Raw genomic sequence first — 23,992 nt, forward strand, 5'->3', positions numbered from 1 at the left:
ATCTGTTATCCCCAACAGAATGCAGAAACTACTTCACTGCCGCAGGCTATGGACGCACATGAAAATCCGCCGCTCTATATCCAGCAGCAATGGCTCGGCGTCGCGATCTGGGCGGTCATCGCGATCGCGATCGTTGCCTATTACGTGCACGGAAAGCTTTATGCGACGGCCGGCGAAGCGACTTGCCACTGCAAGAATACTCGACCGATGGCGGCGCCTGCTTGGCGCCGTCATCCCAATTTGCGATGATCGGCGAGCACTTCGTCGATCACCCGGCGCTGCCTCCCGACCTCGGCCTGGTTGGCGTCGTGACCGGCAACGGTGATGAGCGCCTTCCACAGCGTCCAGCCGCGTCCGCGCGCCCAGGTCGCGTCATCGACGGCGATGCGCGCGCGGAATGCCTCGCGGCTCTCGCCCTCGAACAGCGTCCAGGCAATCGCCAGATCGCAGGAGGGATCGCCGACGCCCGACGTGCCGAAGTCGATGACAGCGCTCAGACGGCCGTCCTCGACCAGCAGATTGCCTGAGGCGACATCGCCGTGGAACCAGACGGGCGAGCCGTGCCAGCCGGCAGCAAGCGCCGCCTTCCAGACGGCAGTGGCGGCTTGCGTATCGATCCGGCCTTCAAGCGCAGCGATGGCCTGTCTCGCCTCGCCGTCATAGACGGCCAGCGGGCCGCCGCGATAAAAATTGTGCTGGCCAGGTGCCGGCCCCGCGGTCGGATCGATCCGTTTCAGGGCTACGAGGAACTCAGCCAGCGAGACCGCGAACGCGCGAAGGTCGGCGATGTGACCGACTTTCGCCGTCTCGCCTTCGATCCAGCGGTAGACGGACCAGTGCCAGGGATAGCCCGCCGCCGGCTCGCCCATGGCGAGCGGCTCGGGAATCGGCAGTGGCAGAAGCGGCGCAAGCTTGCGCAGCCAGCGATGCTCCTTCTCGACCTGCAGTGCATAGGGAGCAGCACTTGGCAGCCTGACCGCCATCGCGTCGCCGAGATGGAAGGTGCGGTTGTCCCAGCCGCCGAACGCGACCGGCTTCACAGGCAGATGCCGCCATTCGGGAAACTGCGCGTCGACGAGCCGCCGCACGAGAGCGGTGTCGATATCTATCTTCGGGCTGTGCATGTCGTTATCCCAAAACCGCGTCGCTTTTGGGCGACATGGATCAGTTGGGAAACTCCAATCCCATCTCGCGATAGCGCTCGCGGTCATCGCCCCAGTTCTCGCGCACCTTGACGAACAGGAAAAGATGCACCTTCTGCTCGAGGATCTCGGCGATCTCGGCGCGCGCGGCCTGGCCGATGGCGCGGATCGTCTCGCCCTTGTGGCCAAGCACGATCTTCTTCTGGCTCTCGCGCTCGACATAGATGACCTGCTCGATGCGCACCGAGCCGTCCTTCTTCTCCTCCCACTTCTCGGTCTCGACATGCGAGGAATAGGGAAGCTCCTGATGGAGTCTCAGATAAAGCTTTTCACGCGTGATGTCGGCCGCGAGCTGGCGCATCGGCAGGTCGGATATCTGGTATTCCGGATAGTACCAGGGACCGGCTGGAAGCGTCTCGGCAAGATAATCGAGCAGGTCCTTGCAGCCGGAGCCGGTGAGCGCCGAGACCATGAAGGTGCGCTTGAAAGGCACTCTTTCGTTCGCTGCCGCGGCCAAAGCAAGAAGCGTCTCCGGCTTGACCCGGTCGACCTTGTTGAGGACGAGCAGCATCGGCTGCTTGACGTCCTTCAGCCGGTCGAGGATGGCGTCGGCATCGCCTTTGATGCCGCGTTCGGCATCGATCAGCAGCACCACGACATCGGCATCCTTGGCGCCGCCCCAGGCGGTGGTGACCATTGCCGTGTCCAGCCGCCGCCTCGGCTTGAAGATGCCGGGCGTGTCGACGAAGACGATCTGCGCGTTGTGATGCGTGGCGATGCCGCGCACGATGGCTCGGGTGGTCTGCACCTTGTGGGTGACGATCGACACTTTCGCGCCGACCAGCTGATTGACCAGCGTCGACTTGCCGGCATTGGGCGCGCCAATCAGGGCGACGAAGCCTGAGCGCGTAGGAGGCGTTTCGGAGGTTTCGGTGGCGGTCATGCAGCGCTCCATACGCCTTCGCGCAGCAGCAACGCGGCCGCCGCCGCCTGCTCCGCTTCGCGCTTGGAACGGCCGCTGCCGATCGCCGGCGCGAAAGAGCCGACCTTGACGCTGACGGTGAACAGCGGGTCGTGGTCGGGCCCTTCGCGAGCATCCACCCGGTAGGCCGGCACCGCGCCCGACGCCGCCTGGTGCGCCCACTCCTGCAGCTCGGTCTTGGCGTCGCGGCGGGCAGCACCGATCGCCTGCGAGCGCGGCTGCCAGTAGCGATGGATAAACGCGCGGGCAGTCTCAAGGCCACCATCCAGATAAAGCACGGCGATCAGCGACTCCAGCGCGTCGGCACGCAGATTGGTTCGCTTGCGGCCTTCGAGATTGCGCACGTCGGAGCCGGCGCGGATCAGCTCCGGCAGGCCGATCTCCTCGGCGATCTCGGAGAGCGCCTCGGCATTGACCAGCGCGTTGAGGCGAAGCGACAGCTCGCCCTCGGCGGCATCCGGAAAGGCAGCGAGCAGCATGTCGGCCACGACCAGGCCGAGAACGCGGTCGCCCAAAAATTCGAAGCGTTCGTAGTCGACGCCGGCATGCGTCGAACGCGCGCTGGCATGGGTCAGCGCGCGCTGCAGACGCTGGCGGTCGGCGAAGGCGTGGCCGGTGCGCTCGACAAGCGCTTCGGCAAGGGCATCGGCGGTCAAACGCTTGGTCGCCGCCATGACCTTAGTGGACGAGATGGAACAGGCGGCCGGCACGCATCAGCGACGGCCACTTCCAGATTTCCAACGGGCTTGCGCCGTCGGCGATCGAGAAGAAGATGACGTTGGCGCGGCCGACGAGGTTCTCGGCCGGCACGAAACCGACGGTGAAGCGGCTGTCGGAGGAATTGTCGCGATTGTCGCCCATCATGAAATAGTGGCCGGGCGGCACGTCGAACTCGCGCGTGTTGTCGCCGATCGAATTGGCCGTCAGATCGAGCGTGTCATAAGTGACGCCGTTGGGCAGCGTCTCGCGATAGACGTCGACGGGACGGTCGACCTCAGTGATGTCGGGATTGTCGATCTGGCCGACCTTTTCGCGCGGCACGGCGGTGCCGTTGATGAAGAGCTGGCCGTCCTTGACCTGGATCTTGTCGCCGGGCAGGCCGACGACGCGCTTGATGTAGTCGACGGACGGATCCGGCGGGAACTTGAACACGACCACGTCGCCGCGCTTGGGCTCAGAGCCCCAGATGCGGCCGGAGAAAATGTTGGGGCCGAAGGGCAGCGAGTAGCGCGAATAGCCATAGGCCCATTTGGTGACGAACAGATAGTCTCCTTCGAGCAGCGTCGGCCGCATCGAGCCGGAGGGGATGGAGAAGGGCTGGAACAGCAGCGTGCGGATGACAAGCGCGAGCAGCAGAGCCTGGATGATGACGGAAAAGGTTTCCCCAAGCCCGCCGGATTTCTTCTGCGATTTTTCAGCCACGCTCATGTCGTCCTCGATTGTGCGTTGGTTGGTATAGAGTCTCGGCGCGCGCTGGGCAACGTCATGCCGCCCGTGGTCAGATGGAATCAATGTGGCGCTTGTTCGGCGGGCACTGCCTCGATGATCACAAAGGCTTGAGCAAGTGGAAAATCGTCGGTGATGGTGAGGTGGATCAGCGCATGGTGGCCCTTGGGCAGGATTTTTTCCAGCCTGGCGGCAGCGCCGCCGGTGAGCGCCATGGTGGGCGCTCCGCTGGGCAGGTTGACCACGCCCATGTCGCGCCAGAAGACGCCCTCGGCCATGCCGGTGCCAAGCGCCTTGGCGCAGGCCTCCTTGGCGGCGAAGCGCTTGGCGTAGGAAGCGGCACGGGCCGCGCGCTTCTCCGACTTGGCCTGCTCGACCTCGGTGTAGATACGCTGGATAAAGCGCTGGCCGTGCCGTTCCAGGGACTTCTCGATACGTCTGATGTCGATCAGGTCACTGCCGATGCCGATGATCATTCCGCGGGAACTTCCCGTCCGCCCTGCCGGGCCTTCCTGGCTCGCTCGGTCATTCGCCGCTGCCGTTGCGCGCGAAAAGCGGTCATGCCCCACCGCGTGACACCATAGAAGACGAGCCCAAAGACCAAGCCGAGGGGCACCGCGCCGAGAAGCATCGGCTCCAGGATCGGGTGCCACAGCTTGGCGAAGGAAAGCGTGTGCATCATTTCCCCGAGATGCTCCGGCGGCCCATGCCTGGGCAGATGTTCATGCAGGATGAGCTTGCCAGTCTCCCAGGACGCGCCCCAGAGCAGCGGGAAGGACAGCGGATTGCCGAAGAACACCGCACCGAGGGCTGCCGCCACCAGATTGCCGGCGATCACCCAGCAGAGCACGGCGGCGATGATGAAGTGGAAGCCCAGCGGGAAGAAGGAGGCGAAAACGCCTGCCGCGACTCCGGCGGCCACCGAATGGGGCGTCGCTTTCAGCCGCAGAATGCGCTTGGAGAAATACTGAACGGAGCGCGAGAACGAGCGGCGCGGCCATAGGTAAGTACGCACCCGCTCAAGGAGGCCATCAGGCTCTCGGCGTCGAAAAAGCACTCTGTTTCGGTTCCTGGTCCAACACACGCTTCCCTGCCAGCCGGGTCGCGTCAACATATCTTGCGCTTCACCGGCGCAGGAAGGCAACAAAACTTTGCTATAGCGGCGATTGCCAGACCACGGAACAGCGAAACGTCGCCGCGATGGTCTGCCGCAGGCTCTTACATGAGCGCCATTCTGGCGAAACTGAGGAAGACTGGGCAAAGCATGTTTGGCCATTCGTCCTTGCGCGACCGCGGCGCCGAGGTATCGGACGCGGTCAGCCTGGGCTTTTCAGCTAAGTTCGATATTCGCTGACCTCGACCAGGTTGTCGTCGGGATCCCGGAAATAGACCGACATCATCCTGCCGCGACCACCGGTGCGCTCGACAGGTCCGACTTCGACCGCCACACCGTTGGCTTCGAGGCTGGCGCGGATGTCGGCAAGAGGCACCGCAGCAATGAGGCAGAAATCGCCGGAGCCCGGGGTCGGCGCCTTTGCCTTCGGCTCAAAGGTGCGAGCGACCTCGTGCAAGTTGATCTTCTGCGATCCGAACAGAAGCGCGGTCGGCCGGCTCGGCTCGTCCAGCCGCCCCATGCCCAGCACGCGCTGATAGAAGTCGCAAGTCGCTTCGACAGACCGGACCGTCAGGACGAAATGATCGATGCCGGCTATCATGGGGCCTCTGCGCGCTTCGCTGGCAAAGAGATTCAACCGGCACCCTCAGGTGCTTGTTTTCATTCATCGCCAGATCAGATATTTCGGCTTCCCGGCTTAACGGCAGGGATGGCGGCAAGTTCCGGCGGCAGGCGGTCGGGCGGGTAGGCCGGCACCTCATATTCGGCGAGCGCAATCAGCGGCACGCCGACATCGGTCTTGCCGGCCGAGCGGTCGATGATGCAGGCGGCCGCCACCACCTCGGCGCCGAGCTGGCGAAGGCAGTCGATGGTCTCGCGAATCGAGAGACCCGTGGTGACGATGTCCTCGACAATGACGACGCGCGATCCGTTGGCGATCTCGAAGCGGCGGAGCCGGAACTCGCCCCCTTCCCGCTCGACCCAGACCGCCGGCGCGCCGAGATGGCGCGAGGTCTCGTAAGCCGGGATCAGGCCGCCGATCGCCGGGCCGACGACATAGTCGATCCTACCCGGCACCGCTTCACGAATCTTCTCGGCCAGCGCCTTGCACAGGCGCTCGGTCTTGTCGGCATGCATGAAGACGCGCGCCTTCTGCAGGAAGATGGGGCTGCGCAGGCCGGACGTCAGGATGAAATGCCCTTCGAGAACCGCGCCGGCCTCGCGGAAAATGCCCAGCACTTCATCGGTTTTCATTGTTCGCTCCATGCCCTTGGCGAGCGGTGAGTAGTGAGTAGTGAGTCGAAGGGTGAATGGTGAATGGTGAATGGCAGTGAGAGCAACCTATTCACTATTCACATTCACTATTCACTATTCACCCATTCACACGCCGTGCGTCGCTGACGCTCGAATTGTCCTTTAGCTGTGACAGCAGCCGGTTGAGGTGCTTCAGGTCCCAAACCTCGAGGTCGATCAGCATCTCGGTGAAATCGGGCGCGGTGCGCACCATCGACAGCGTGTGGATGTTGGCATCGTTGGACGCGACGACCTGCGCGATGTCGGCGAGCGAGCCCGGCGCATTGATGGCTGTGACCGAGATGCGGGCCGGGAAGCGCTCCTTGGTCCGCTCGTCTATATCCCAGCGCACATCGATCCAGCGCTCGGGCTGGTCGTCGAAAGCCTGCAGGGCCGGCGACTGGATAGGATAAATGGTGATACCGGTTCCCGGCTGGATGATGCCGACGATGCGGTCGCCGGGCACCGCCCCTTCCGGCGCGAAGCGCACCGGCAGGTCGCCGCGCACGCCGCGGATGGGCACCGCACCGTCGCGCTGCTGGTCCTTGCCCTTGCGCGCGGCGCGGCCGGGCATCTGGAACAGCATGCCGGCGGCGTTGCGGATCTTGGACCAGCCTTCCTCGCGCTGCTTGGGCGCCGCGACCGTGACGCGCTCGTCCTTGTAGTCGGGGAAGACTGCTTTCATGACATCGGTCGAGGCAAGCTCGCCGCGGCCGACAGAGGCCAGCACGTCCTCTATGTCCTTGCGCGCCAGGCGATGCAGAACCGGCTTCAGGCTTTCCTTGGTGAAGTTCTTGCCGGCGCGCTCGAAGGCGCGTTCGAGGATGCGGGCGCCGAGCCCGGAATATTGCTTGCGGATGGCATTCTTGGTGGCGCGGCGGATGGCGGCGCGCGCCTTGCCGGTGACAACGACCGATTCCCAGGCTGCCGGCGGCACCTGCGCCTTGGAGCGGATGATCTCGACCTCGTCGCCGTTCTTCAACTCCGTCATCAGCGGCATGATGCGGCCGTTGACCTTGGCGCCGACACAGGTGTCGCCGACATCGGTGTGGACGGCATAGGCGAAGTCGATGGGGGTGGCGCCGCGCGGCAGGGCGATCAGCATGCCCTTGGGCGTGAAGCAGAACACCTGGTCCTGGAACAGCTCGAGCTTGGTGTTTTCCAGGAAATCCTCGGGATTGTCGCCCTCGGCCAGTTGCTCGATGGTGCGGCGCAGCCAGGCATAGGCGTTGGTCTCCTTGGAGATCGCGTGCGCTGCGCCGTTCGGCTTGCCGCCGCTGTCCTTGTAGATCGAATGCGCGGCGACGCCGTATTCGGCGATCTTGTTCATCTCGCGGGTGCGGATCTGCAATTCGACGCGCTGGCGCGACGGGCCGACAATGGTGGTGTGGATCGAGCGGTAGTCATTCTGCTTCGGCGTCGAGATGTAATCCTTGAAGCGGCCAGGCACCATCGACCAGGTGGTGTGGATGGCGCCAAGCGCGCGGTAGCAGTCCTCGACGGTGTCGACGATCACACGGAAGCCGAAGATGTCGGAGAGCTGCTCGAAGGAGAGCGCCTTGGCCTCCATCTTGCGGAACACCGACCAAGGCTTCTTCTGCCGGCTTTTGACGCCGGCTTTGATCGCGTGTTTTTCGAACAGGCCGGACAGCGCCTTCTCGATCTCGTCCAGCACCCCCTTGTTGCGCTCGAAGATTTCGGCGAGCCGCGCGGTGACGGCGCGATAGGCTTCCGGATTGATGTAGCGGAACGCGATCTCCTCAAGTTCCTCGCGCATGCCCTGCATGCCCATGCGGCCGGCGAGCGGCGCATAGATATCCATCGTCTCCTCGGCGATGCGCAAGCGCTTGGACTCGGGCATATGGTCGAGCGTGCGCATGTTGTGCAGGCGATCGGCGAGCTTGACCAGCAGAACGCGAATATCCTCGGAGATCGCCAGCAGCAGCTTGCGCAGGTTCTCGGCCTGCTCGGCCTTCTTGGAGACGAGGTCGAGCTTCTTCAGCTTGGTCAGTCCCTCGACCAGCTTGCCCATCTCGGGGCCGAACAATTCATCGATCTCGGCCCTAGTGGCGGTCGTGTCCTCGATCGTGTCGTGCAGCAGGGCAACGGCGATGGTCGCCTCGTCCATATGCATCTCGGTGAGGATGGCCGCCACTTCCAGCGGATGCGAGAAATAGGGATCGCCCGAGGCGCGCTTCTGGTGGCCATGCTTCTGCATGGCGTAGACATAGGCCTTGTTGAGCAGCGCCTCGTTGACGTCAGGCTTGTAGCGCTGCACGCGCTCGACAAGCTCATACTGACGCATCATGGGCGAAATCTCGCGGTGATGAAATGATTGATGCGCCGCACCGGCGTGCGACGCATCCCATAGATAGCCACGAAACTGACGATACGGAAGTCCCGGATGCTTGATCCAGGCCCGTGTCCAAGAGCTTAGTAGTCGTCGCTCTTTTCCGGCGGCACCAGACCCTCGATGCCGGCCAGCAGGTCTTCCTCGCTCATGCGGTCGAAGGCGATGTTCTCTTCGGCATCGTCGGTGTCGGCAGCAGCGGTGGCAGCGCCGGTCTGATCGGCGATGGCCTCGCCCTCGGCCTCCGGCTCGTCGACCTCGACATGCTTCTGCAGCGAGTGGATCAGGTCTTCCTTGAGGTCGTCCGGCGACAGCGTCTCGTCGGCGATCTCGCGCAGCGCAATGACCGGATTCTTGTCATTGTCGCGAGGAACGGTGATCTGCGCGCCCTGGCTGATCTGGCGGGCACGGTGGCCGGCGAGCAGCACGAGCTCGAAACGGTTGTCGACCTTGTCGATGCAATCTTCAACGGTTACGCGGGCCATGGACTGCCCCTTTCATGCGTGGATTTGATGGAAAACTGGCGGGCTCCATAACAAGGACGCCGCCGAAATACAAGCTTTATGGCGGGCACCGCCGAAGCACGAGCCCCTGTCCGCTCAATATCGGACTTCGCCTTGCTTACCTGGTGCCGATCACAATTGCTTGCAATGCGCGCCCTGCCCTTGGATATCCATAAATCTGGCGTTATCTCGAAAGGGGCGGGAAGAGGGACCATTATCGGGCCTACCCGTCACGTCCTTTTAGACGACAGAAATTTTTGAAAAGGGATATTTTTCAATGTTCGATCCCCGTGAAAAGATCGCTCTTTTCATCGACGGCGCCAACCTCTACGCCACCTCGCGGGCGCTGGGCTTCGACATAGACTACCGCAAGCTTCTGTCGAGCTTTCAGAAACGCGGCTACCTGCTCAGGGCCTATTACTACACCGCGCTGGTCGAGGATCAGGAATATTCCTCGATCCGGCCGCTGATCGACTGGCTGGACTATAACGGCTTCAAGGTGGTGACCAAGCCAGCCAAGGAGTTCACCGACTCGACCGGCCGGCGCAAGATCAAGGGCAACATGGACATCGAGCTCACCGTCGATGCGCTGGAGCTTGCCGATGTCGTCGACCACTATGTCATCTTCTCCGGCGACGGCGACTTCCGCACGCTGGTCGAGGCGCTGCAGCGGCGTGGCCGCAAGGTGTCGATCATCTCGACCATGGCCTCGCAGCCGCCGATGATCTCCGACGACTTGCGCCGCCAGGCCGACCACTTCATCGACCTCATGACGCTGAAGCATGAAGTCGGCCGCGATCCATCGGAACGGCCGGTCCGCCGGCCTGAGCCAGCTGAAGCCGACGAGGACGATTATTGAGCGCGGCAGCCTTGAGCGCTGCGCCCTCCCCCGAGCCTGACCGCGATTGTCCGCTTTGTCCGCGGCTGCACGACTTCATCGCCGCCTGGCGCCAGCGCGAGCCGGGCTGGTTCAATGCACCGGTGCCGACCTTCCTGCCGCCGGAGGGCGAGGACTCGGTCAGGCTCCTCATCGTCGGGCTGGCGCCCGGCCTGCGCGGCGCCAACCGCACCGGGCGTCCCTTCACCGGCGACTATGCCGGCGACCTGCTCTACGCAACGCTGATCGCTCAAGGGTTGGCGCGCGGGGAATTCAAGGCCAGGCCCGATGACGGGCTGGAGCTCGTCGGCACCGCGATCACCAATGCGGTGCGATGCGTGCCGCCGGAAAACAAGCCGGTCGGCGCCGAGATCGCCACCTGCCGCACCTTCCTCAAACCGACGATCGCGCGCTTTGCCAATCTGCGGGCCATCCTGACGCTGGGCTCGATCGCGCATCAATCGACGGTGCGGGCGCTGGGCGGGCGCGTCGCCACCCTTCCGTTCCGCCACGGCGGACGCCAGCAGGCCGGCGGCATCACGCTGTTCTCCAGCTATCACTGCTCGCGCTACAACACCAACACCGGTGTCCTGACGGAAGCGATGTTCGTCGATGTCTTCAAGGAGATAGCAGCCTTCCTGAAGAGCTAGGGTCCGGCGCCGCGGCAAACAACTCCGACAGCCTCGCCGGCCCGCCCTTCAGCACATTCAGGTCGACGTCGCCGTCGATGCCGTCGACACGGCCTGTGTCGAGATATTGCCAATAGACCCAGTCGTCGTCGTTCAGCGGCCCCCGCACAGAGCGCAGCCAGCGCTGGCGAACCGCGATATGAGCGGCATAGGTCGGTGCCGTCTCATCGGTAATATAGAGAATGGCCGGCTTGCCGTAAGCCGCCTCGACCGGGCCAAGGAATGCCAGCAGTTCGGCGTTCAGCTCGGCGGGCGAAGGGCGTCGCGGACAATTGCCGTGGAACTCGATGTCGACTACCGGCGGCAAGAGCTGCTCGCCGCGCGGCACGACCGAGATGAAATTCCTGGCCTGGTCGGCACCCGGGCGGCAGAAGGTGAAGAAATGATAGGCGCCGACAGCGAGGCCCGCCGCGCGGGCCTGGCGCAAATTCTCAGCAAAGGCATCATCGACATAGTCACCACCTTCCGTCGCCTTGATGATGGCGAAGACGACATCGTCGGCCGCGACGCGCGGCCAGTCGATCCTGCCCTGGTGATGCGAAACATCGATGCCCCTTATGGGGAATTCGCTGCGATCCGGCGGGAAAGCACGGGGTCGGAAAAAGCCCTCTGCCCATGTGGCAAGCGCCAGAACCACGAAAGCCAGGGCCAGGGCAATCAAGCCGTTCCTCAAGCCTTGGCTCCCTGCTCGCCTTGCCCGCATATCGAAGGTGGCTTTATCCGCGCTCCTTAAGGAGCCGCCCCTTCTCGCGCGACCAGTCGCGCTGCTTTTCGGTCTCGCGCTTGTCGTGCAGCTTCTTGCCGCGGGCGATGGCGAGCAGGAGCTTGGCGCGGCCGCGATCGTTGAAATAGATTTTCAGCGGCACCAGCGTCATGCCTTCGCGCTCCACGCTCTGGGCAAGCTTAGCCATCTCGCGCTTGCTGACGAGCAGCTTACGGCGCCGGCGCGGCTCGTGGTTGAAGCGGTTGGCCTGGAGATATTCCGGCAGATAGGAATTGATCAGCCAGATCTCGCCGCCTTCGGCGGAGGCGTAGCTCTCCTGGATGTTCGCCTGGCCCTGGCGCAGCGACTTGACCTCGGTGCCGGTCAGCACCAAGCCGGTCTCGATCGTGTCGAGCACCTCGTAGGAAAAGCGCGCCTTGCGGTTTTCGGCGACCGTCCTGTTGTTGGGGTCGGCTTTCTTGACTTGATTCATAATGCGGAGAGGTGGCGCCTCATCCCTAATTAATCAAGCCGGCGTGCTTCAGCGCCGCGTCGAGCTTCTCGGCGGTCGAAGCTTCGACCGTCACCAGCGGCGAGCGGACCACGTTCTCGACCTTGCCCAGCTTCGACAGGGCGTATTTGGCGCCGGATACGCCGGGCTCCACGAAAATTGCTTTATGCAGCGGCAGGAGACGATCCTGCAGTTCTAGCGCCTTGGCGCTGTCGCCGGAGAGCGTGGCTTCCTGGAACTCGGCGCAAAGGCGCGGCGCGACGTTCGACGTCACCGAGATGCAGCCGACGCCGCCATGCGCATTGAAGCCGAGCGCGGACGCATCCTCGCCGGAAAGCTGGATGAAATCCTTGCCGCAGCTCATGCGCTGTTCCGAGACGCGCTCGACCTTGCCGGTCGCATCCTTGACGCCGGCGATGTTCTTGAAGTCGTGGCGCAGCCTGCCCATCGTCTCCGGGGTCATGTCGATCACCGAGCGCGGCGGGATGTTGTAGATGATGATCGGCAGCTTGGTTGCCCTGGCAACGGCTGCGAAATGCTCGTAGAGGCCGCGCTGGGTCGGCTTGTTGTAGTAAGGCGTGACGACCAGGGCTGCATCGGCGCCTGCCTTTTCGGCATATTGCACCAGGCCGACGGCTTCCTCGGTGTTGTTGGAGCCGGCGCCGGCCACAACTGGAACCCTGCCCCTGGCGACCTCGATGCAGACCTTGACGACATTGCGGTGCTCGTCATGCGACAGCGTCGGCGACTCGCCGGTGGTGCCGACGGGCACGAGGCCCTTGGTGCCCTCGGCGATCTGCCATTCGACAAACGCGCGAAAGGCTTTCTCGTCGAAACGCCCGCTCTTTTCGAACGGTGTCACGAGCGCAGTCAGCGAGCCTCTCAGCATATTGTCCAAACTCCTTGGGACTTTGTTGGTCTAAGCATGTCGCTCTCCCAAAGCCGGGTGCCCACTTTGGGCGACATGCATCAGCGTTTTGTCGATGCGTTAATTTCGGCGCCTTCTAATCGAAAGCGAAGCCGCGCACCATAGTCTCGACACGGTTCAGCGGCAAGCATTGCTGTAGTGCCAGCAAGCGTAATTCGAACGGCCTCGATAACCTTTTGTTTACGAGCCTTTCACGACCTAAGTTTAGGCTCCGGGTCGGCCTCGAAGGCCCAGCCTGCTGACAATGTGCCGGGGTGGAACATGCCGACAAATCGGCCTCATCTGTTCGCGCTTTTGAGCGCGGCCGTCGCGCTGATACCGGGTATGGCGATCGGCGGCAGCGTCGACGTGCGTGTGACGGCGGCGATTGCCGCGCCGGGCTCGCCGTCGGCCGCGGACCAGGCGCAGCAGCCTCAGCCCCCGGCCAGCATCGCGCAATTGAAGAGCGGTCTCGACGCGCTCGCGGTGAACAACATCGCCGCGGCGCGCAATGCTCGCGACACGCTGCCCGCCACCTCGCTCGACCGGCACATTCTGGCCTGGGCGATCGCGCTCTATGGCGGCGACCAGGTGCCGAGCGGCGAAATCGCCGATGCCGCCAAGATGCTGCCTGGATGGCCGGGCACGATCGCGCTGCGCAGGAACAGCGAGCGCGCGCTCTATCGCGAGAACCCGCCGCCGCAAGTGGTGGTGCGGGCCTTCGGCCGCAGCCAGCCGCTGACGCCGGAAGGCGTGATCATCCTTGCCCGCTCGCAGGTGGCGCTGGGCGATCAAGCGGCGGCGCGCGCAGTGCTGGTGCCCTTCTGGCGCACGGAGAAGCTGGATGCCCAGGACGAAACTTCCATCATCAAGGAATTCGGCACGCTGATCCCTGCGGCCGATCATCGCTATCGCATGGAGCGCATGTTCTATGCCGACCGGCCGTCCTCGGCGCTGCGCGTCGCCGGCATTGCCGGCGCCCAGCAACTGGCGGATGCCTGGGTGGCGGTCGATAAAGGCGAAAAAAACGCGGCGAAACTGTTGAAGGCGGTGCCGGCGGCGCAGCGTTCGGCCGGCTATTTCTTCGCCGAGGCAGAATATCTGCGCAAGCAGCAAAAACTTGCCGATGCCGCGGCAGTCGTGATGAAGGCGCCGACCAATCGCGACGCGCTGGTCGATCCCGATGCCTGGTGGGTGGAGCGGCGCGTTCTTTCGCGCGAGCTGGTCGATCAGGGCGACATAAAGACCGCCTACAAGATTGCCTCCATGCATGCGGCCGAAAGCGCGGCCAGCGCCGCGGAAGCCGAGTTCCATGCCGGCTGGTATGCATTGCGCGGTCTCAACGACCCGGCAGCGGCCGCCTCGCATTTTTCACGCATCGCCGAGCTCGCCCAGGGACCGGTGTCGCTGTCGCGCGCCTATTACTGGCTTGGCCGCGCCGCGGAAGTCGGCGGCCCGGGCAGCGCCAAGGACTATTTCACCCGGGCAGCCAGCTACGGCACCACCTTCTACGGCCAGCTTGCCGGCGAGCGTGTGGGCCTCAGAACCTTGAGCATCGTCCATCCCACTCCCAGCGCGGCCGACCGCCAAAGCTTCGAGGGCCGCGAGGCGGTGAAAGCGATCAAGCGGCTGCAGGAGGCAGGGTATGACCGCTATGCCGAGACGCTCTACCGCGACCTCGCGGGGCAGCTGACCAGCCCCGGCGAGCTTGCGCTGCTGGCGGGGCTTGCCGAAAAACAGGGCAACCATTTCATGGCGCTGAAGGTCGGCAAGATCGCCGCCCAGCGCGGCATCGATGTGGGTGCGCTTTCGCATCCGTTGGGTGTCATTCCCGATTCGGCCGATATCTCCGGCTCCGGCAAGGCGCTGGCCTATGCCATCGCCCGCCAGGAGAGCGAGTTCAATGTCGCGGCGATTTCCAGCGCGGGCGCGCGCGGCCTCTTGCAGTTGATGCCGGGTACCGCCAAGCAACTGGCGAAGAAGGCCGGCATGACCTTCTCGCAAACGCGGCTGACGACCGATGCCGGTTACAACGCGACGCTGGGGTCAGCTTTTCTCGGCGAGCAGCTCGACCGCTTCAACGGCTCCTATGTGCTGACCTTCGCGGGGTACAATGCCGGCCCAAACCGCGCCGCCCAGTGGGTGGCGAAATACGGTGATCCGCGCGGCAAGGACGTGGACGCCGTCGTCGACTGGGTCGAGCGGATCCCCTACACGGAAACAAGAAGTTACGTGCAGCGCGTGATGGAGAATTATGAAGTCTACAAGATGCGTATTTCCGGCAAATACGACATCGTCGGGGATCTGGTGAACGGGCGGAGTTGATCGCCGTGGGGCGTATGCAAGCCTCAGGTTGGCGATCCTTCGCGCCCCTCTGTCCTGCCGGACACCTCCCGCACTTGGAGATTGGCAGTTTCGCTGCCGGCTCGTTCATGCCGCTTTGGCGATGGGTAAAAGCTTAGATGACAGTCAATCCCCTTGCGGGGAGATGTCCGACAGAACAGAGGAGATGCTGTCCCGCCAGCGTGGCAAGGTTGTGTAACGTGCCTTCCCATCATTTGACCGCGGCCGCCCTCGCCTGTAGCTGTCGGTCACCTCAGCGAGGAGCAGCATCCCGATGGCGAGCGACGGTTTCTCCGACTTCTTCTATGCCGCACCCGATGGGCTGAAACTGCATGCCCGCATTTATGGCGAGGCGAACGGTGGCTGGCCGATCGTTTGCCTGCCCGGCCTCACCCGCAATGCGCGCGACTTCCATGAGCTCGCGCTTTACCTCTCCGGCAAGGCGAAGACGCCGCGCAAGGTCGTCGCTTTCGACTATCGCGGCCGTGGCCGATCCGACTACGATCCCGACATCAGCCACTACAATGTCGGCGTCGAAGCCGGCGACGTGCTCGCTGGCTTGTCAGCGCTGGGTATCGAAGAGGCTGGCTTCATCGGCACCTCGCGCGGCGGACTGATCATCCATGTGCTCGGCGCGCTGAAGCCGGCCGCCTTGAAAGCCATTGTCCTCAACGATATTGGCCCGGTGATCGAGGCGGAAGGTCTGGCCCATATCCGCTCATATCTCGATCGCGCGCCGAGGCCGAAGACATTCGCCGAGGCGGTCGACACGCAGCGGCGCGTGCATGGTGCCGGCTTCCCTGCGCTCACCGATGCCGACTGGGCGCGTATGGTTGGCGCCATCTGCCGCGACACGGATGCCGGGCTGGTGCCCGATTTCGATCCTGCCCTGGTCGAGACCCTGGCCAATGTCGACTTCAGCAAGCCACTGCCGGATCTTTGGCCACAGTTCAACGCGCTTGCCGCCGTGCCGTTGCTCGCCATACGCGGCGGCAATTCGACGCTTCTCTCCACCGCGACGATCGAGGAGATGGCAAAGCGTCATCCCGGCATGGAGACGATCACGGTGGAAGGCCAGGGACACGCGCCCTTGCTGGAAACCGGCAACCTGCCGAAGAAGATTGCGGATTTCCTCGATCGCGCCGAAGTCAAGTCCACGTAAAGTAAAGCCCGAGACTAACTCCGCCCCGGGCCTGTTTTTGAAATATAGATTCCCGGCGCGTGTCGTGCCGCCTATTTGCCCTTCGAGCTCTTTCGGCCTGCCTTCGCCGGCTCCGAGCCGCTCTCCTTGCGGGCGGCTTTGGTCGGTGACGGCGTGGTCAACGGGGACGCAAACACCGAGTTCTCTGCCGGCCGCGGCGCCTCTTCGGCGCGCGGCTTCTCGAGCACCACGACGCAGCCATCGAGGTCGTTGGTGGCGAGGTGCGCGTAACGCATGGTCATCGACAGCGTCTGGTGGCCGAGCCACATCTGCACGCGCCGGATATCGATGCCGCCCTGGACGAGTCGCGAAGCGCAGGTGTGGCGCAGGATATGCGGCACCACCTGCTCATCGGCGCCAAGACCGACTTCGGCCTTCGCCTCGTTCCAGATGGCGCGGTACTGCGCCTGGGTGAGCTTGGTGAACGGACCCTTTGGCCGGCGGCCTTCGGTGGTCGGCGGCAGCTTGATCACCTCCTTGACCCGTTCGGTCATCGGGATGGTGCGGCTGCGGCCCGACTTTGTGATCCAGAAGCTGACGCGGTGTTCCTGGATGTCGTTCCAGATCAGGCCGAGCGCCTCGCCGAGACGGCAGCCGGTGTCGACCAGGAAGACGGAAAGTCTGTAAGCATCCTCGCTGCGGCTCTTGATGGCGGCGAACAGCCTTGTCTCTTCGTCCCTTTCGAGGAAACGAATCCGTCCCGCCCGCTCCTTCTGGCGGCGGAACTCGGGCAGGCTGTGGATATCTCCCATCTTATGAGCCTTGCGCAGCAGCTTGCTGAGTGCAGCCATCTTGCGATTGATGGTTGCGTTGCTGTTCCCGCGCTGGCGCAAGGTGCCGACAAGATTGTCCAGGGTGTTCTGGTCAAAGGTGCTGAAACGCTCTCCCAGAAGGATCTCGTCTATTTCACCGATGAATGAGCTGACATTGTATTTATGCCGCCCATCATCCCAGAGTATATCCCGGTATGCTGTAAAGAGCTCACTGACCCTGTACGATTTTACTTCCCGGATCTTGTTATAGGTGTACCTAAACTTCGAATTCTGAGAAGAAAATACCGCAAAATGACCAGAGGGCTCCCCCTCTTGAACCGCTTCGTTCGACATTTTTAGCCACACCCCCTGTGGTTAAGGGACCAGCCCTAACCGCTCGGGAGCATCCTTTCAAGAGTTTTTCGAGTCTGGCCTCCGACCCCATCCGCCGATGGCGGATCCCACAAAGTCGCTCTACAGACCCGATCAGCTTACCGTTTTCACCCCCATCCTTTCGTTGCGTCGATCCATCGCGAAAAGCAAAACGGCCCGGGCGCAGAGATGCCCGGGCCGGATTTCAGTTGTAGCAGTCCAGCCCTTAGAAGGAGCGCTGGAAGCGGAGCATGCCGCCGACGCTGTTCTTCTTGTCAGCGCCGGTCCAGTTGAGCCTGTCGGTGCTGGTGGCGAAATCGTCGAACCTGCCAGCGTGCAGGTAGTCGACTTCGGCCGTGATCGTCATGCCGGGAACGATGTCGTAAGCGACGTTCGCGGCGATGCCGAGATTCTTCCATTCATCATAAGACGCCTGGAGGTTGAACGAGGTCTTCTCGTTGAACTTGTAGGTGCCGCCGCCCCAGACTGCCCAGTTGCCGCCCCACTGCTTGTAGAAGCCGCGGCCACCGGCCGGGATCGCCCAGGTCGCGTCGCTGAGGTTGTCGTCGGTGCCGTAGCCAGCCATGATGAACAGCGAGATCGCGTCGGTGGCGTTCACGTCCAAGCGAACCTTGCCGGCCACTTCTTCATAGTTGCTGTCGTAAGCGATGACGCCAGTGATGGCGCCCCAGCCCTGCGTCCACTTCAAGCCGCCGACGACGTGCGGAACATAGCTGTCGATGGTGCCGATAACGCCCGAACCTTCTTCGAGCGAGAGGACTGCCGAGAAGCCGTTGCCGGCGTCGAAGTAGTACTGGACGACGTTGGTGTCGAAGTCGCCGTACGGGACCAGCGTATCGTTGATGACGTTGCCGGCGTAGCCGATGAACGTATTGAAGGCCGATTCGTCCTTACCGACGCGGAGGCCACCGAGCTGGATCCAGGCGAAGTTCAGCGAGACGGCCTTGTTGCCAGCGGGATTGCCGAGGAGGGCGGTACCGCCGCCGGTCGTCGCGGTGACGGCGCCGAAGCCGTTGCGGTTGCCGAAGTTGAAGCGCGTCTCGGTATAGGTCTTCAAAGTGCCGAGCTCGGTTTCCTGGCCGGTCCAGGTCTTCAGCGTGAAGCGGGCGTTCTTGTAGAACGTATCCTGCTCATCGCCGTCCTCGTGGTCGAAGGACCTTGCGCCGGTGAACGAGCCGACGTCGCCGACGCCGATGTCGTAACGGACATAGCCGCCGATGCGCAGGCAGGTTTCGGTGCCGGGGATGTAGAAGTAGCCCGAACCGTACACGTCGCAGATCTTGACGTATTCAGCCGGTTCCGGCTCGGCGACAGTCACCGCGTCGGCGGCGCGAGCACCGGAAACTGCGATCAGGGCCGCAGCTGAGCCGAGAAGAAGGCTCTTGATGTTCATTTTCTGACCTCCAGTCAAAAGTTAAAAAACGGGTCTGGGTATTTTTTGCTGAAGGACAGCGTTCCCTGCCCCATCCCCACTTACCGAAAAAGATGCGCACCGCGCCGCTCCTTCGAACGCGACCTTTACCCAGGCGGCGGCGTCGTTCAACCATGATCGTATCGGCAGAAGCCCCGTCCAGACGCTATCACCGGACGTTGTTGCACAAATGACACGATTTGGCCTCACTCCGAAAGTTCTCATTAACCATTAAGGCCTGCAGCCGGGCGAATCCGGCGATGGCGGCCGAAATTGCGGCGCCAGCTGCGAGTCGCCGGCCGGGAATCGCCATGGAATCGCCGCATGAGGCCATCCCTATTGCCGCCGATGCCAAATTTTCGGCGATTATGGCGCCGGCTTGTTGATTGTGGCGGCGCTTTTCTTTATCCAGCGGCGCGACGGAGAGGTGGCCGAGTGGTCGAAGGCGCTCCCCTGCTAAGGGAGTAGAGGTCAAAAGCTTCTCGTGGGTTCGAATCCCATCCTCTCCGCCATCCTGCTTCGCGCTGCGCGCTTCGCAGGACAAGCCCTACAGTTCGTGCGAAGCAGGATGGCGGAGAGGATGCCCTCCGAAGCCTTGGCGAAGGAGGGCCGGTTCGTGTGAGTACGCATGCCTGATTGAGAGCGAGGCTTTCGTAGGCGAGCGTTATATCGGCATAACATCGGACCTGCGGCGACGATTGCTGAGCATAACGCCGGAACGTCCAGTCACACTTCCAAATTTCTCCCGTGGCGAATCGTGACCTACATGGCCTTTTCAAGCCGAGCAAAGGCGACTTCGTTCGAGCGCTATCTCAAATCGGGATCCGGGCACGCGTTCGCCAGCAAACGCCTGTGGTAGCGGCCACTCGGCAAAAAAATACAGCAATAACAAAGCACTGGCACCGGTGACAGTCGAGTGAAATCGACGCTGCCGTTCGATTCTGACTGGAGGTCAGAAAATGAACATCAAGAGCCTTCTTCTCGGCTCAGCTGCGGCCCTGATCGCAGTTTCCGGTGCTCGCGCCGCCGACGCGGTGACTGTCGCCGAGCCGGAACCGGCTGAATACGTCAAGATCTGCGACGTGTACGGTTCGGGCTACTTCTACATCCCCGGCACTGAAACCTGCCTGCGCATCGGCGGCTATGTCCGTTACGACATCGGCCTCGGCGATGTCGGGTCGTTCGACGGCGCGAAGTCATTCGACCATCAGAATGGCGACGACCACAGCACCTGGTTCAAGAATACCCGCTTCACGCTGAAGACCTGGACAGGCCAGGAGACCGAGCTCGGCACTTTGAAGACCTATACCGAGACCCGTATCAACTTCGGCAATCATAACGGCTATGGCGCCTTCGACACAGCCGGCGACCCGATCGGCAATCCGGCCGAAAACAAGGGCATCACGCTGAACTTCGCCTGGATCCAGCTCGGAGGCCTCCGTGTCGGTAAGGACGAATCGGCCTTCGATACGTTCATCGGCTACGCCGGGAACGTCATTAACGATACGATCGTCCCCTACGGCGATTTCGACACCAACGTCGTCCAGTACTACTTCGATGCGGGCAACGGCTTCTCGGCGGTGGTCTCGCTGGAAGAAGGCGAAGGTCCGGTCGGCACGATCGACAGCTACGTTCCGCATGTTGTCGGCGGCGTAAAGTACACGCAGGGCTGGGGCGCCATCACCGGCGTCGTTGCCTATGACAGCAACTACGAGGAAGTGGCCGGCAAGGTTCGCCTGGACGTCAACGTCAGCAACGAACTGTCGCTGTTCGGCATGTTCGGTTACGGCACCGACGACAATCTCAGCGACCCAACCAACACCATCGACGCTCATGACCGCGGCTTCTATAAGATCTGGGGCGGCAACTGGGCATTCTGGGCCGGCGGCACTTACAAGTTCAACGAGAAGACCTCGTTCAACCTCCAGGTATCAGGCGACCAGGACAAGAACTACGGCGTGGCGGCAAACGTTGCCTACGACATCGTCCCCGGCTTCACGGTCACGGCCGAAGTCGACTATGACCATTTCGGTCGCTTAGACGACTGGAATAGCGGCGCAGACATCACTAACTGGACCAATGCCGACAAGAAGAACAGCGTCGGCGGCATGCTCCGCTTCCAGCGTTCGTTCTAATCAGCAGCGTCCAACTGAAATCGAAACCCGGCGGGCAACTGCCGGGTTTTCTCTTTTCTGCGGCAGTTCCTCAAAGCACCATTGCGCAGTGCTGCACTCGGTAGGATGGCAGACATCCGCCGATCACGCCCGGATCCTGGTATCCGCCGCTTCCCTCCTTGCTTCGCCAGAGAATGATGAAACAATGAACGTTCCGCCAATCGCCACACGAGCAATTTTGCGTTGTACCCTTCCGGCCAGAATTTCTCTACTAGGAAACTAAATTACAGGTCAACCTCAGCCAAATTGCCCAGGGCTTCGATCAGCGGTTGGATCTCGCCTTCATAGTTCTTCCAACGCTTGACGGACGACTTGTATATCGGCTGGCGAACCTGCCAACGGCTGTAAGTATTTACCGAGCCGTCCCTATCGAAAAAGCGCAAGCAGGCATCGTCCCAGGGCAGCCCGAGATAATCTATGAGACGACGCGACTGCTGCTCTTGATCCTCGATCATTGTTTCGTATCGGTTCTCAAAAATGCGGCCCGGGAAAATACTTTCCCAGTGACGCATCAGTCGAACATACTCCCGGTAGTAAAGTCCCAGCGTCTGAAGGTCGCCACTGTAGCTGTGCGCCTCACTGAATTGCAGCACGAAACAGGAGATGCAATTGTCGATAGCATCGCGGCGGCAATGAACTATACGCGCGTTGGGAAACAGAATGCCGATCAGGCCGATCAACTCGAAATTGTGGGGCATCTTGTCGACGATTCGGAGCGCGGCGGGACTCCGCTCGCGGAGATAGGACAGGTGCTCCTCGGCCAAAGTCCTGGTCAGATCCGGAGTAATCGTCGCGACGGATTTGCCGAGGCTTGCGTCGGAGCCTTCTTTGAGGCCTATCGCATTGGCCATTCGTCTAAGCTTGCTGAGCTCGCCGGCGCCATGAACCTCAGGATGGCTGGCGCAGATCTGCTCCGTCAGCGTCGTGCCCGAGCGAGGCATGCCGACGATGAATACAGGTACCTCCGAGGGGTTGCCGTGAGCCGCCAATGAAGCCACCAGTTCCGGCGTAAAGATTTCGATCGTGGCATCGACCCAGCGACGGTAGTTTTCCAGATCGAATTTTTGGCCCCTGGCTTGATTCCCTTGCTTGAAGTGGTCCATCGCTTCCTTGTAGCGACGGAGGTCGTTGAGTACCTTTCCGGCGGCGTGATGGAGCACTGCCGCTCCGTGCGACCCATGGCCCGGGTCTCGGAGCTCCGTTAGGATTGCCGCGAGCTCCGCGGGCTCTTCGGCGAATTTGCGCGTGTGTGCTAGTGCATTGTAGGCGGTTGGTACCGCGATGCGCCGCTTTATCGCCTCTTTCAGATGAACTGCGGCTTCATCCATACGACCCAGGCCAGCGAGTGCACTAGGCAGCCCGATCCGAGCCAGAGGATGATCCCGGTCGATCTCCAGCGCCTTCTCAAAGAGCGGCAGCGCCAACTCCCCCTTATCAAAGGAATTGTAAGCATCGCCCAGGGCGCAAAGCGCTTCCACCAGATCCGGCTTCAGGGCCAAGGCCTGTTGAATGTGCCTGATTGCCGGCGTAAACTCGCTTAGCTTCAGGTAGGTCTCACCGAGGCTAAGGTGGTAATAAGGATTTCGCGGCTCCTCTCCCACGGCCCGGGCGAAGTAGCGCAAGGCCTTCTCGTTGTCGTATCCGATGCCGAGGGTTCCCAGGATATAAAAAGCCAGCGGATGGTTTGGGGTACGCGCGAGGACACGAAGGCAGAGTTCCTCTGCCTCCGGCAATTGCTCAGCTTTCTGAAGCTCGAGCGCCTGCCTCAACAGCATGTCGTCGGCTTCCGCGCGAGACGGACCGGGCTTCAGCTGTGCTTTGGGTGCCACGGTTTTCGGCGGTGCCGCCTTAGCCGAGGATTGAGTTTTCAGGTGCTTTGCCCAGGCGGGCGGCAATCGGTTGCTCATCCTGCGTCGCTAGCAAAAGCGGGCGGGAGAATCTAGTCCGGCTATGGTGCGTCTTCGGCCGCTCCTCGCGCAACTTGCACCTACGCACCAGCCACGCTAGCAAGAAGCCTCCTCTCAACCGAGCTATTGCCATGCGCCCGCGCCCTTCCCTTACGCCGATCGTCGGCGCGCTTCCCACCACGGTGCCGTTTGTCGGGCCGGAGGCGCAGGAGCGCGAGCGCGGCCGGCCTTTCCGCGCCCGCATCGGCGCCAATGAGAGCAGCTTTGGCCCCTCGCCGCGCGTGATTGCCCGCATGGAGAGCGTTGCGCGCGACCAGTGGATGTATTGCGACCCCGACAATTTCGAGCTGAAGGTCGCGGCGGCCGCGCATCACAATGTCGGCGTCGAGAACGTGGTGGTCGGCGAAGGCATTGACGGACTGCTCGGCCTTGTGGCGCGCATGTATGTCGCGCCGGGCGACGCGGTGGTGACCTCGCTTGGCGCCTATCCCACCTTCAACTTCCACATCGCCGGCGTCGGCGGCCGGCTGGTGACGGTTCCCTACGCCGACGACAAGGAGGACCTCGACGGACTGCTTGCCGCTGTCGCCCGGGAACGAGCGCCGCTCGTCTATCTCTCCAATCCGGACAATCCGATGGGAAGCTGGTGGGAGGCGCCGGACGTCGTCGGCTTCATCGAGGCCCTGCCGGAAACCACCATGCTGGTGCTGGACGAGGCCTATGGCGAGCTCGGACCGGCCTCGGCGCTACCGCCGATCGACGTCGCGCGGCCGAACGTCGTGCGCATGCGCACCTTCTCCAAGACCTACGGGCTTGCCGGCATTCGCTGCGGCTATGCGGTGGCCGAACGGGAAGTGATCCGCGACTTCGAAAAGATCCGCAACCATTACGGCGTCAGCCGCATGGCGCAGATCGCCGGGCTCGAGGCGCTGGCCGATCAGGACTATCTGAATTCGGTGGTGGCGCGCGTGGCCGCGGGGCGCCGGCGCATTGCGGCCATCGCCGAGGAAAACGGGCTGAAGCCGCTGCCCTCGGCGACCAATTTCGTCACCATAGACTGCGGCCGCGACGGCGCCTTCGCGCTGAAGGTGATGCAGGCGCTGCTCTCGCGCGACGTCTTCATCCGCAAGCCGATGGCGCCGCGGCTCGACCGCTGCATCCGGGTCAGCGTCGGCCTCGACCATGAGCTCGACATCTTCGCCGAGGAATTGCCTGGCGCGCTGGCGACGGCGCGGGGGAACTAACGGCGATCCACAGCCGTTGCGTTTGCGCGGCGCCGAGCCGGATTCCGTAA

General features: G+C 62.7%; 24 protein-coding genes, 1 tRNA gene and 1 pseudogene. 10 read left to right on the forward strand and 16 right to left on the reverse strand.

All coding sequences use genetic code 11. The annotated features are described in order from the left end of the window. Positions 1-249: hypothetical protein (locus P9228_RS19290; RefSeq protein ID WP_278054971.1), on the forward strand; the 249-nt coding region annotated here is incomplete at its 5' end. Here P9228_RS19290 and P9228_RS19295 read toward each other — a convergent pair. The 6 genes from P9228_RS19295 to P9228_RS19320 form a co-directional block, all read right to left on the reverse strand. Further along, entirely contained in the window at positions 231-1,124 is an 894-nt protein-coding gene (locus P9228_RS19295; RefSeq protein WP_278054972.1) for an aminoglycoside phosphotransferase family protein, read from the reverse strand. The two genes, P9228_RS19290 and P9228_RS19295, sit on opposite strands and share 19 nt — an antisense overlap. 40 nt (positions 1,125-1,164) lie before the next feature. Next, a complete protein-coding gene (gene era, locus P9228_RS19300) occupies positions 1,165-2,097 on the reverse strand; it encodes a GTPase Era (protein ID WP_278054974.1) in 933 nt (310 codons plus the stop codon). Next, positions 2,082-2,798: a ribonuclease III gene (rnc, locus tag P9228_RS19305; protein WP_066997455.1), complete on the reverse strand. Its 717-nt coding sequence runs from the start codon at positions 2,796-2,798 to the stop codon at positions 2,082-2,084. Before rnc ends, era begins: the two co-directional genes overlap by 16 nt. 4 nt (positions 2,799-2,802) lie before the next feature. Continuing rightward, positions 2,803-3,552, reverse strand: coding sequence for a signal peptidase I (lepB, locus tag P9228_RS19310; protein ID WP_278054976.1), 750 nt, complete (start codon positions 3,550-3,552; stop codon positions 2,803-2,805). Between the two features lie 80 nt (positions 3,553-3,632). Next, positions 3,633-4,046, reverse strand: coding sequence for a holo-ACP synthase (gene acpS, locus P9228_RS19315; RefSeq protein ID WP_067321104.1), 414 nt, complete (start codon positions 4,044-4,046; stop codon positions 3,633-3,635). Beyond that, positions 4,043-4,627: a DUF2062 domain-containing protein gene (locus P9228_RS19320; RefSeq protein WP_067321101.1), complete on the reverse strand. Its 585-nt coding sequence runs from the start codon at positions 4,625-4,627 to the stop codon at positions 4,043-4,045. The genes acpS and P9228_RS19320 overlap by 4 nt, the downstream gene beginning before the upstream one ends. Before the next feature lie 165 nt (positions 4,628-4,792). On the opposite strand from P9228_RS19320, the gene P9228_RS19325 reads away from it, so the two are divergent. Beyond that, positions 4,793-4,924 carry a hypothetical protein gene (locus tag P9228_RS19325; protein ID WP_259979799.1) on the forward strand — a complete coding sequence of 44 codons (132 nt, stop codon included), beginning with the start codon at positions 4,793-4,795 and terminating at the stop codon, positions 4,922-4,924. Here P9228_RS19325 and P9228_RS19330 read toward each other — a convergent pair. The 4 genes from P9228_RS19330 to rpoZ all read right to left on the reverse strand — a co-directional run bounded on the left by P9228_RS19330 (position 4,905) and on the right by rpoZ (position 8,812). Further along, complete coding sequence (locus P9228_RS19330; protein WP_278054979.1) at positions 4,905-5,285, reverse strand: VOC family protein; 381 nt, start codon at positions 5,283-5,285, stop codon at positions 4,905-4,907. The two genes, P9228_RS19325 and P9228_RS19330, sit on opposite strands and share 20 nt — an antisense overlap. A 74-nt stretch (positions 5,286-5,359) precedes the next feature. Then, positions 5,360-5,938: an orotate phosphoribosyltransferase gene (gene pyrE, locus P9228_RS19335; RefSeq protein ID WP_278054980.1), complete on the reverse strand. Its 579-nt coding sequence runs from the start codon at positions 5,936-5,938 to the stop codon at positions 5,360-5,362. 118 nt (positions 5,939-6,056) lie between these two features. Continuing rightward, complete coding sequence (locus tag P9228_RS19340) at positions 6,057-8,285, reverse strand: bifunctional (p)ppGpp synthetase/guanosine-3',5'-bis(diphosphate) 3'-pyrophosphohydrolase (RefSeq protein WP_278054981.1); 2,229 nt, start codon at positions 8,283-8,285, stop codon at positions 6,057-6,059. Positions 8,286-8,410: 125 nt separating this feature from the next. Continuing rightward, entirely contained in the window at positions 8,411-8,812 is a 402-nt protein-coding gene (gene rpoZ / locus P9228_RS19345; protein ID WP_066997473.1) for a DNA-directed RNA polymerase subunit omega, read from the reverse strand. Between the two features lie 295 nt (positions 8,813-9,107). Here rpoZ and P9228_RS19350 point away from each other — a divergent pair, with 295 nt between their 5' ends. Beyond that, the gene (locus P9228_RS19350) at positions 9,108-9,689 is read left to right on the forward strand and encodes an NYN domain-containing protein (protein WP_278054984.1); all 582 of its coding nucleotides are present in this window, start codon (positions 9,108-9,110) and stop codon (positions 9,687-9,689) included. Further along, the gene (locus P9228_RS19355) at positions 9,686-10,357 is read left to right on the forward strand and encodes a uracil-DNA glycosylase (protein ID WP_164747319.1); all 672 of its coding nucleotides are present in this window, start codon (positions 9,686-9,688) and stop codon (positions 10,355-10,357) included. Before P9228_RS19350 ends, P9228_RS19355 begins: the two co-directional genes overlap by 4 nt. Here P9228_RS19355 and P9228_RS19360 read toward each other — a convergent pair. Genes P9228_RS19360 through dapA form a run of 3 tightly spaced genes read right to left on the reverse strand, consistent with a single transcriptional unit; the run spans position 10,326 to position 12,499 of the window. Beyond that, entirely contained in the window at positions 10,326-11,069 is a 744-nt protein-coding gene (locus P9228_RS19360) for a GH25 family lysozyme (protein WP_127324050.1), read from the reverse strand. The two genes, P9228_RS19355 and P9228_RS19360, sit on opposite strands and share 32 nt — an antisense overlap. A 43-nt stretch (positions 11,070-11,112) precedes the next feature. Then, the gene (gene smpB / locus P9228_RS19365; protein ID WP_067321086.1) at positions 11,113-11,592 is read right to left on the reverse strand and encodes an SsrA-binding protein SmpB; all 480 of its coding nucleotides are present in this window, start codon (positions 11,590-11,592) and stop codon (positions 11,113-11,115) included. Between the two features lie 25 nt (positions 11,593-11,617). Beyond that, a complete protein-coding gene (dapA, locus tag P9228_RS19370) occupies positions 11,618-12,499 on the reverse strand; it encodes a 4-hydroxy-tetrahydrodipicolinate synthase (protein ID WP_095800125.1) in 882 nt (293 codons plus the stop codon). A gap of 300 nt (positions 12,500-12,799) precedes the next feature. Between dapA and P9228_RS19375 the strand changes: the two genes are divergently transcribed. Continuing rightward, positions 12,800-14,842, forward strand: a complete 2,043-nt coding sequence (locus P9228_RS19375; protein WP_095800126.1) for a lytic transglycosylase domain-containing protein — start codon at positions 12,800-12,802, stop codon at positions 14,840-14,842. 292 nt (positions 14,843-15,134) lie between these two features. Beyond that, a complete protein-coding gene (locus tag P9228_RS19380; protein WP_127246247.1) occupies positions 15,135-16,022 on the forward strand; it encodes an alpha/beta hydrolase in 888 nt (295 codons plus the stop codon). A 71-nt stretch (positions 16,023-16,093) separates the two neighbouring features. Here P9228_RS19380 and P9228_RS19385 read toward each other — a convergent pair whose 3' ends face one another. Then, positions 16,094-17,167 carry a site-specific integrase gene (locus tag P9228_RS19385; protein ID WP_095800128.1) on the reverse strand — a complete coding sequence of 358 codons (1,074 nt, stop codon included), beginning with the start codon at positions 17,165-17,167 and terminating at the stop codon, positions 16,094-16,096. Between the two features lie 244 nt (positions 17,168-17,411). After that, the gene (locus P9228_RS19390) at positions 17,412-18,599 is read right to left on the reverse strand and encodes a porin (protein WP_095800129.1); all 1,188 of its coding nucleotides are present in this window, start codon (positions 18,597-18,599) and stop codon (positions 17,412-17,414) included. A gap of 439 nt (positions 18,600-19,038) precedes the next feature. Between P9228_RS19390 and P9228_RS19395 the strand changes: the two genes are divergently transcribed. From P9228_RS19395 to P9228_RS19405, 3 genes and pseudogenes are all read left to right on the forward strand, one after another. Then, a tRNA-Ser gene (locus P9228_RS19395) sits at positions 19,039-19,129 on the forward strand. A 120-nt stretch (positions 19,130-19,249) separates the two neighbouring features. Then, a pseudogene (locus P9228_RS19400) lies at positions 19,250-19,476 on the forward strand (GIY-YIG nuclease family protein). A gap of 100 nt (positions 19,477-19,576) precedes the next feature. Continuing rightward, positions 19,577-20,752, forward strand: coding sequence for a porin (locus P9228_RS19405; RefSeq protein ID WP_278054990.1), 1,176 nt, complete (start codon positions 19,577-19,579; stop codon positions 20,750-20,752). A 263-nt stretch (positions 20,753-21,015) separates the two neighbouring features. On the opposite strand, the gene P9228_RS19410 is transcribed toward P9228_RS19405, so the two are convergent. Next, positions 21,016-22,698 (reverse strand): tetratricopeptide repeat-containing sulfotransferase family protein, encoded by a 1,683-nt coding sequence (locus P9228_RS19410; protein ID WP_278054991.1) that lies wholly within the window; start codon positions 22,696-22,698, stop codon positions 21,016-21,018. 131 nt (positions 22,699-22,829) lie between these two features. On the opposite strand from P9228_RS19410, the gene P9228_RS19415 reads away from it, so the two are divergent. Further along, positions 22,830-23,942, forward strand: a complete 1,113-nt coding sequence (locus P9228_RS19415) for a pyridoxal phosphate-dependent aminotransferase (protein WP_278054992.1) — start codon at positions 22,830-22,832, stop codon at positions 23,940-23,942. The last annotated feature ends 50 nt before the right edge of the window (positions 23,943-23,992 follow it).

Origin of the sequence: Mesorhizobium sp. WSM4898, from assembly GCF_029625845.1 — a bacterium.
In the GTDB taxonomy this organism is placed as follows: Bacteria; Pseudomonadota; Alphaproteobacteria; order Rhizobiales; family Rhizobiaceae; genus Mesorhizobium.

Bases quoted from the DNA above. Each gene is read 5' to 3' on its own strand.
- P9228_RS19295 (WP_278054972.1), bottom strand. From the start codon at position 1,124: ATGCACAGCCCGAAGATAGATATCGACACCGCTCTCGTGCGGCGGCTC.
- era (WP_278054974.1), bottom strand. From the start codon at position 2,097: ATGGAGCGCTGCATGACCGCCACCGAAACCTCCGAAACGCCTCCTACG.
- rnc (WP_066997455.1), bottom strand. From the start codon at position 2,798: ATGGCGGCGACCAAGCGTTTGACCGCCGATGCCCTTGCCGAAGCGCTT.
- lepB (WP_278054976.1), bottom strand. From the start codon at position 3,552: ATGAGCGTGGCTGAAAAATCGCAGAAGAAATCCGGCGGGCTTGGGGAA.
- acpS (WP_067321104.1), bottom strand. From the start codon at position 4,046: ATGATCATCGGCATCGGCAGTGACCTGATCGACATCAGACGTATCGAG.
- P9228_RS19325 (WP_259979799.1), top strand. From the start codon at position 4,793: ATGAGCGCCATTCTGGCGAAACTGAGGAAGACTGGGCAAAGCATGTTT.
- P9228_RS19330 (WP_278054979.1), bottom strand. From the start codon at position 5,285: ATGATAGCCGGCATCGATCATTTCGTCCTGACGGTCCGGTCTGTCGAA.
- pyrE (WP_278054980.1), bottom strand. From the start codon at position 5,938: ATGAAAACCGATGAAGTGCTGGGCATTTTCCGCGAGGCCGGCGCGGTT.
- P9228_RS19340 (WP_278054981.1), bottom strand. From the start codon at position 8,285: ATGATGCGTCAGTATGAGCTTGTCGAGCGCGTGCAGCGCTACAAGCCT.
- rpoZ (WP_066997473.1), bottom strand. From the start codon at position 8,812: ATGGCCCGCGTAACCGTTGAAGATTGCATCGACAAGGTCGACAACCGT.
- P9228_RS19350 (WP_278054984.1), top strand. From the start codon at position 9,108: ATGTTCGATCCCCGTGAAAAGATCGCTCTTTTCATCGACGGCGCCAAC.
- smpB (WP_067321086.1), bottom strand. From the start codon at position 11,592: ATGAATCAAGTCAAGAAAGCCGACCCCAACAACAGGACGGTCGCCGAA.
- dapA (WP_095800125.1), bottom strand. From the start codon at position 12,499: ATGCTGAGAGGCTCGCTGACTGCGCTCGTGACACCGTTCGAAAAGAGC.
- P9228_RS19375 (WP_095800126.1), top strand. From the start codon at position 12,800: ATGCCGACAAATCGGCCTCATCTGTTCGCGCTTTTGAGCGCGGCCGTC.
- P9228_RS19380 (WP_127246247.1), top strand. From the start codon at position 15,135: ATGGCGAGCGACGGTTTCTCCGACTTCTTCTATGCCGCACCCGATGGG.
- P9228_RS19385 (WP_095800128.1), bottom strand. From the start codon at position 17,167: ATGTCGAACGAAGCGGTTCAAGAGGGGGAGCCCTCTGGTCATTTTGCG.
- P9228_RS19390 (WP_095800129.1), bottom strand. From the start codon at position 18,599: ATGAACATCAAGAGCCTTCTTCTCGGCTCAGCTGCGGCCCTGATCGCA.
- P9228_RS19405 (WP_278054990.1), top strand. From the start codon at position 19,577: ATGAACATCAAGAGCCTTCTTCTCGGCTCAGCTGCGGCCCTGATCGCA.
- P9228_RS19410 (WP_278054991.1), bottom strand. From the start codon at position 22,698: ATGAGCAACCGATTGCCGCCCGCCTGGGCAAAGCACCTGAAAACTCAA.
- P9228_RS19415 (WP_278054992.1), top strand. From the start codon at position 22,830: ATGCGCCCGCGCCCTTCCCTTACGCCGATCGTCGGCGCGCTTCCCACC.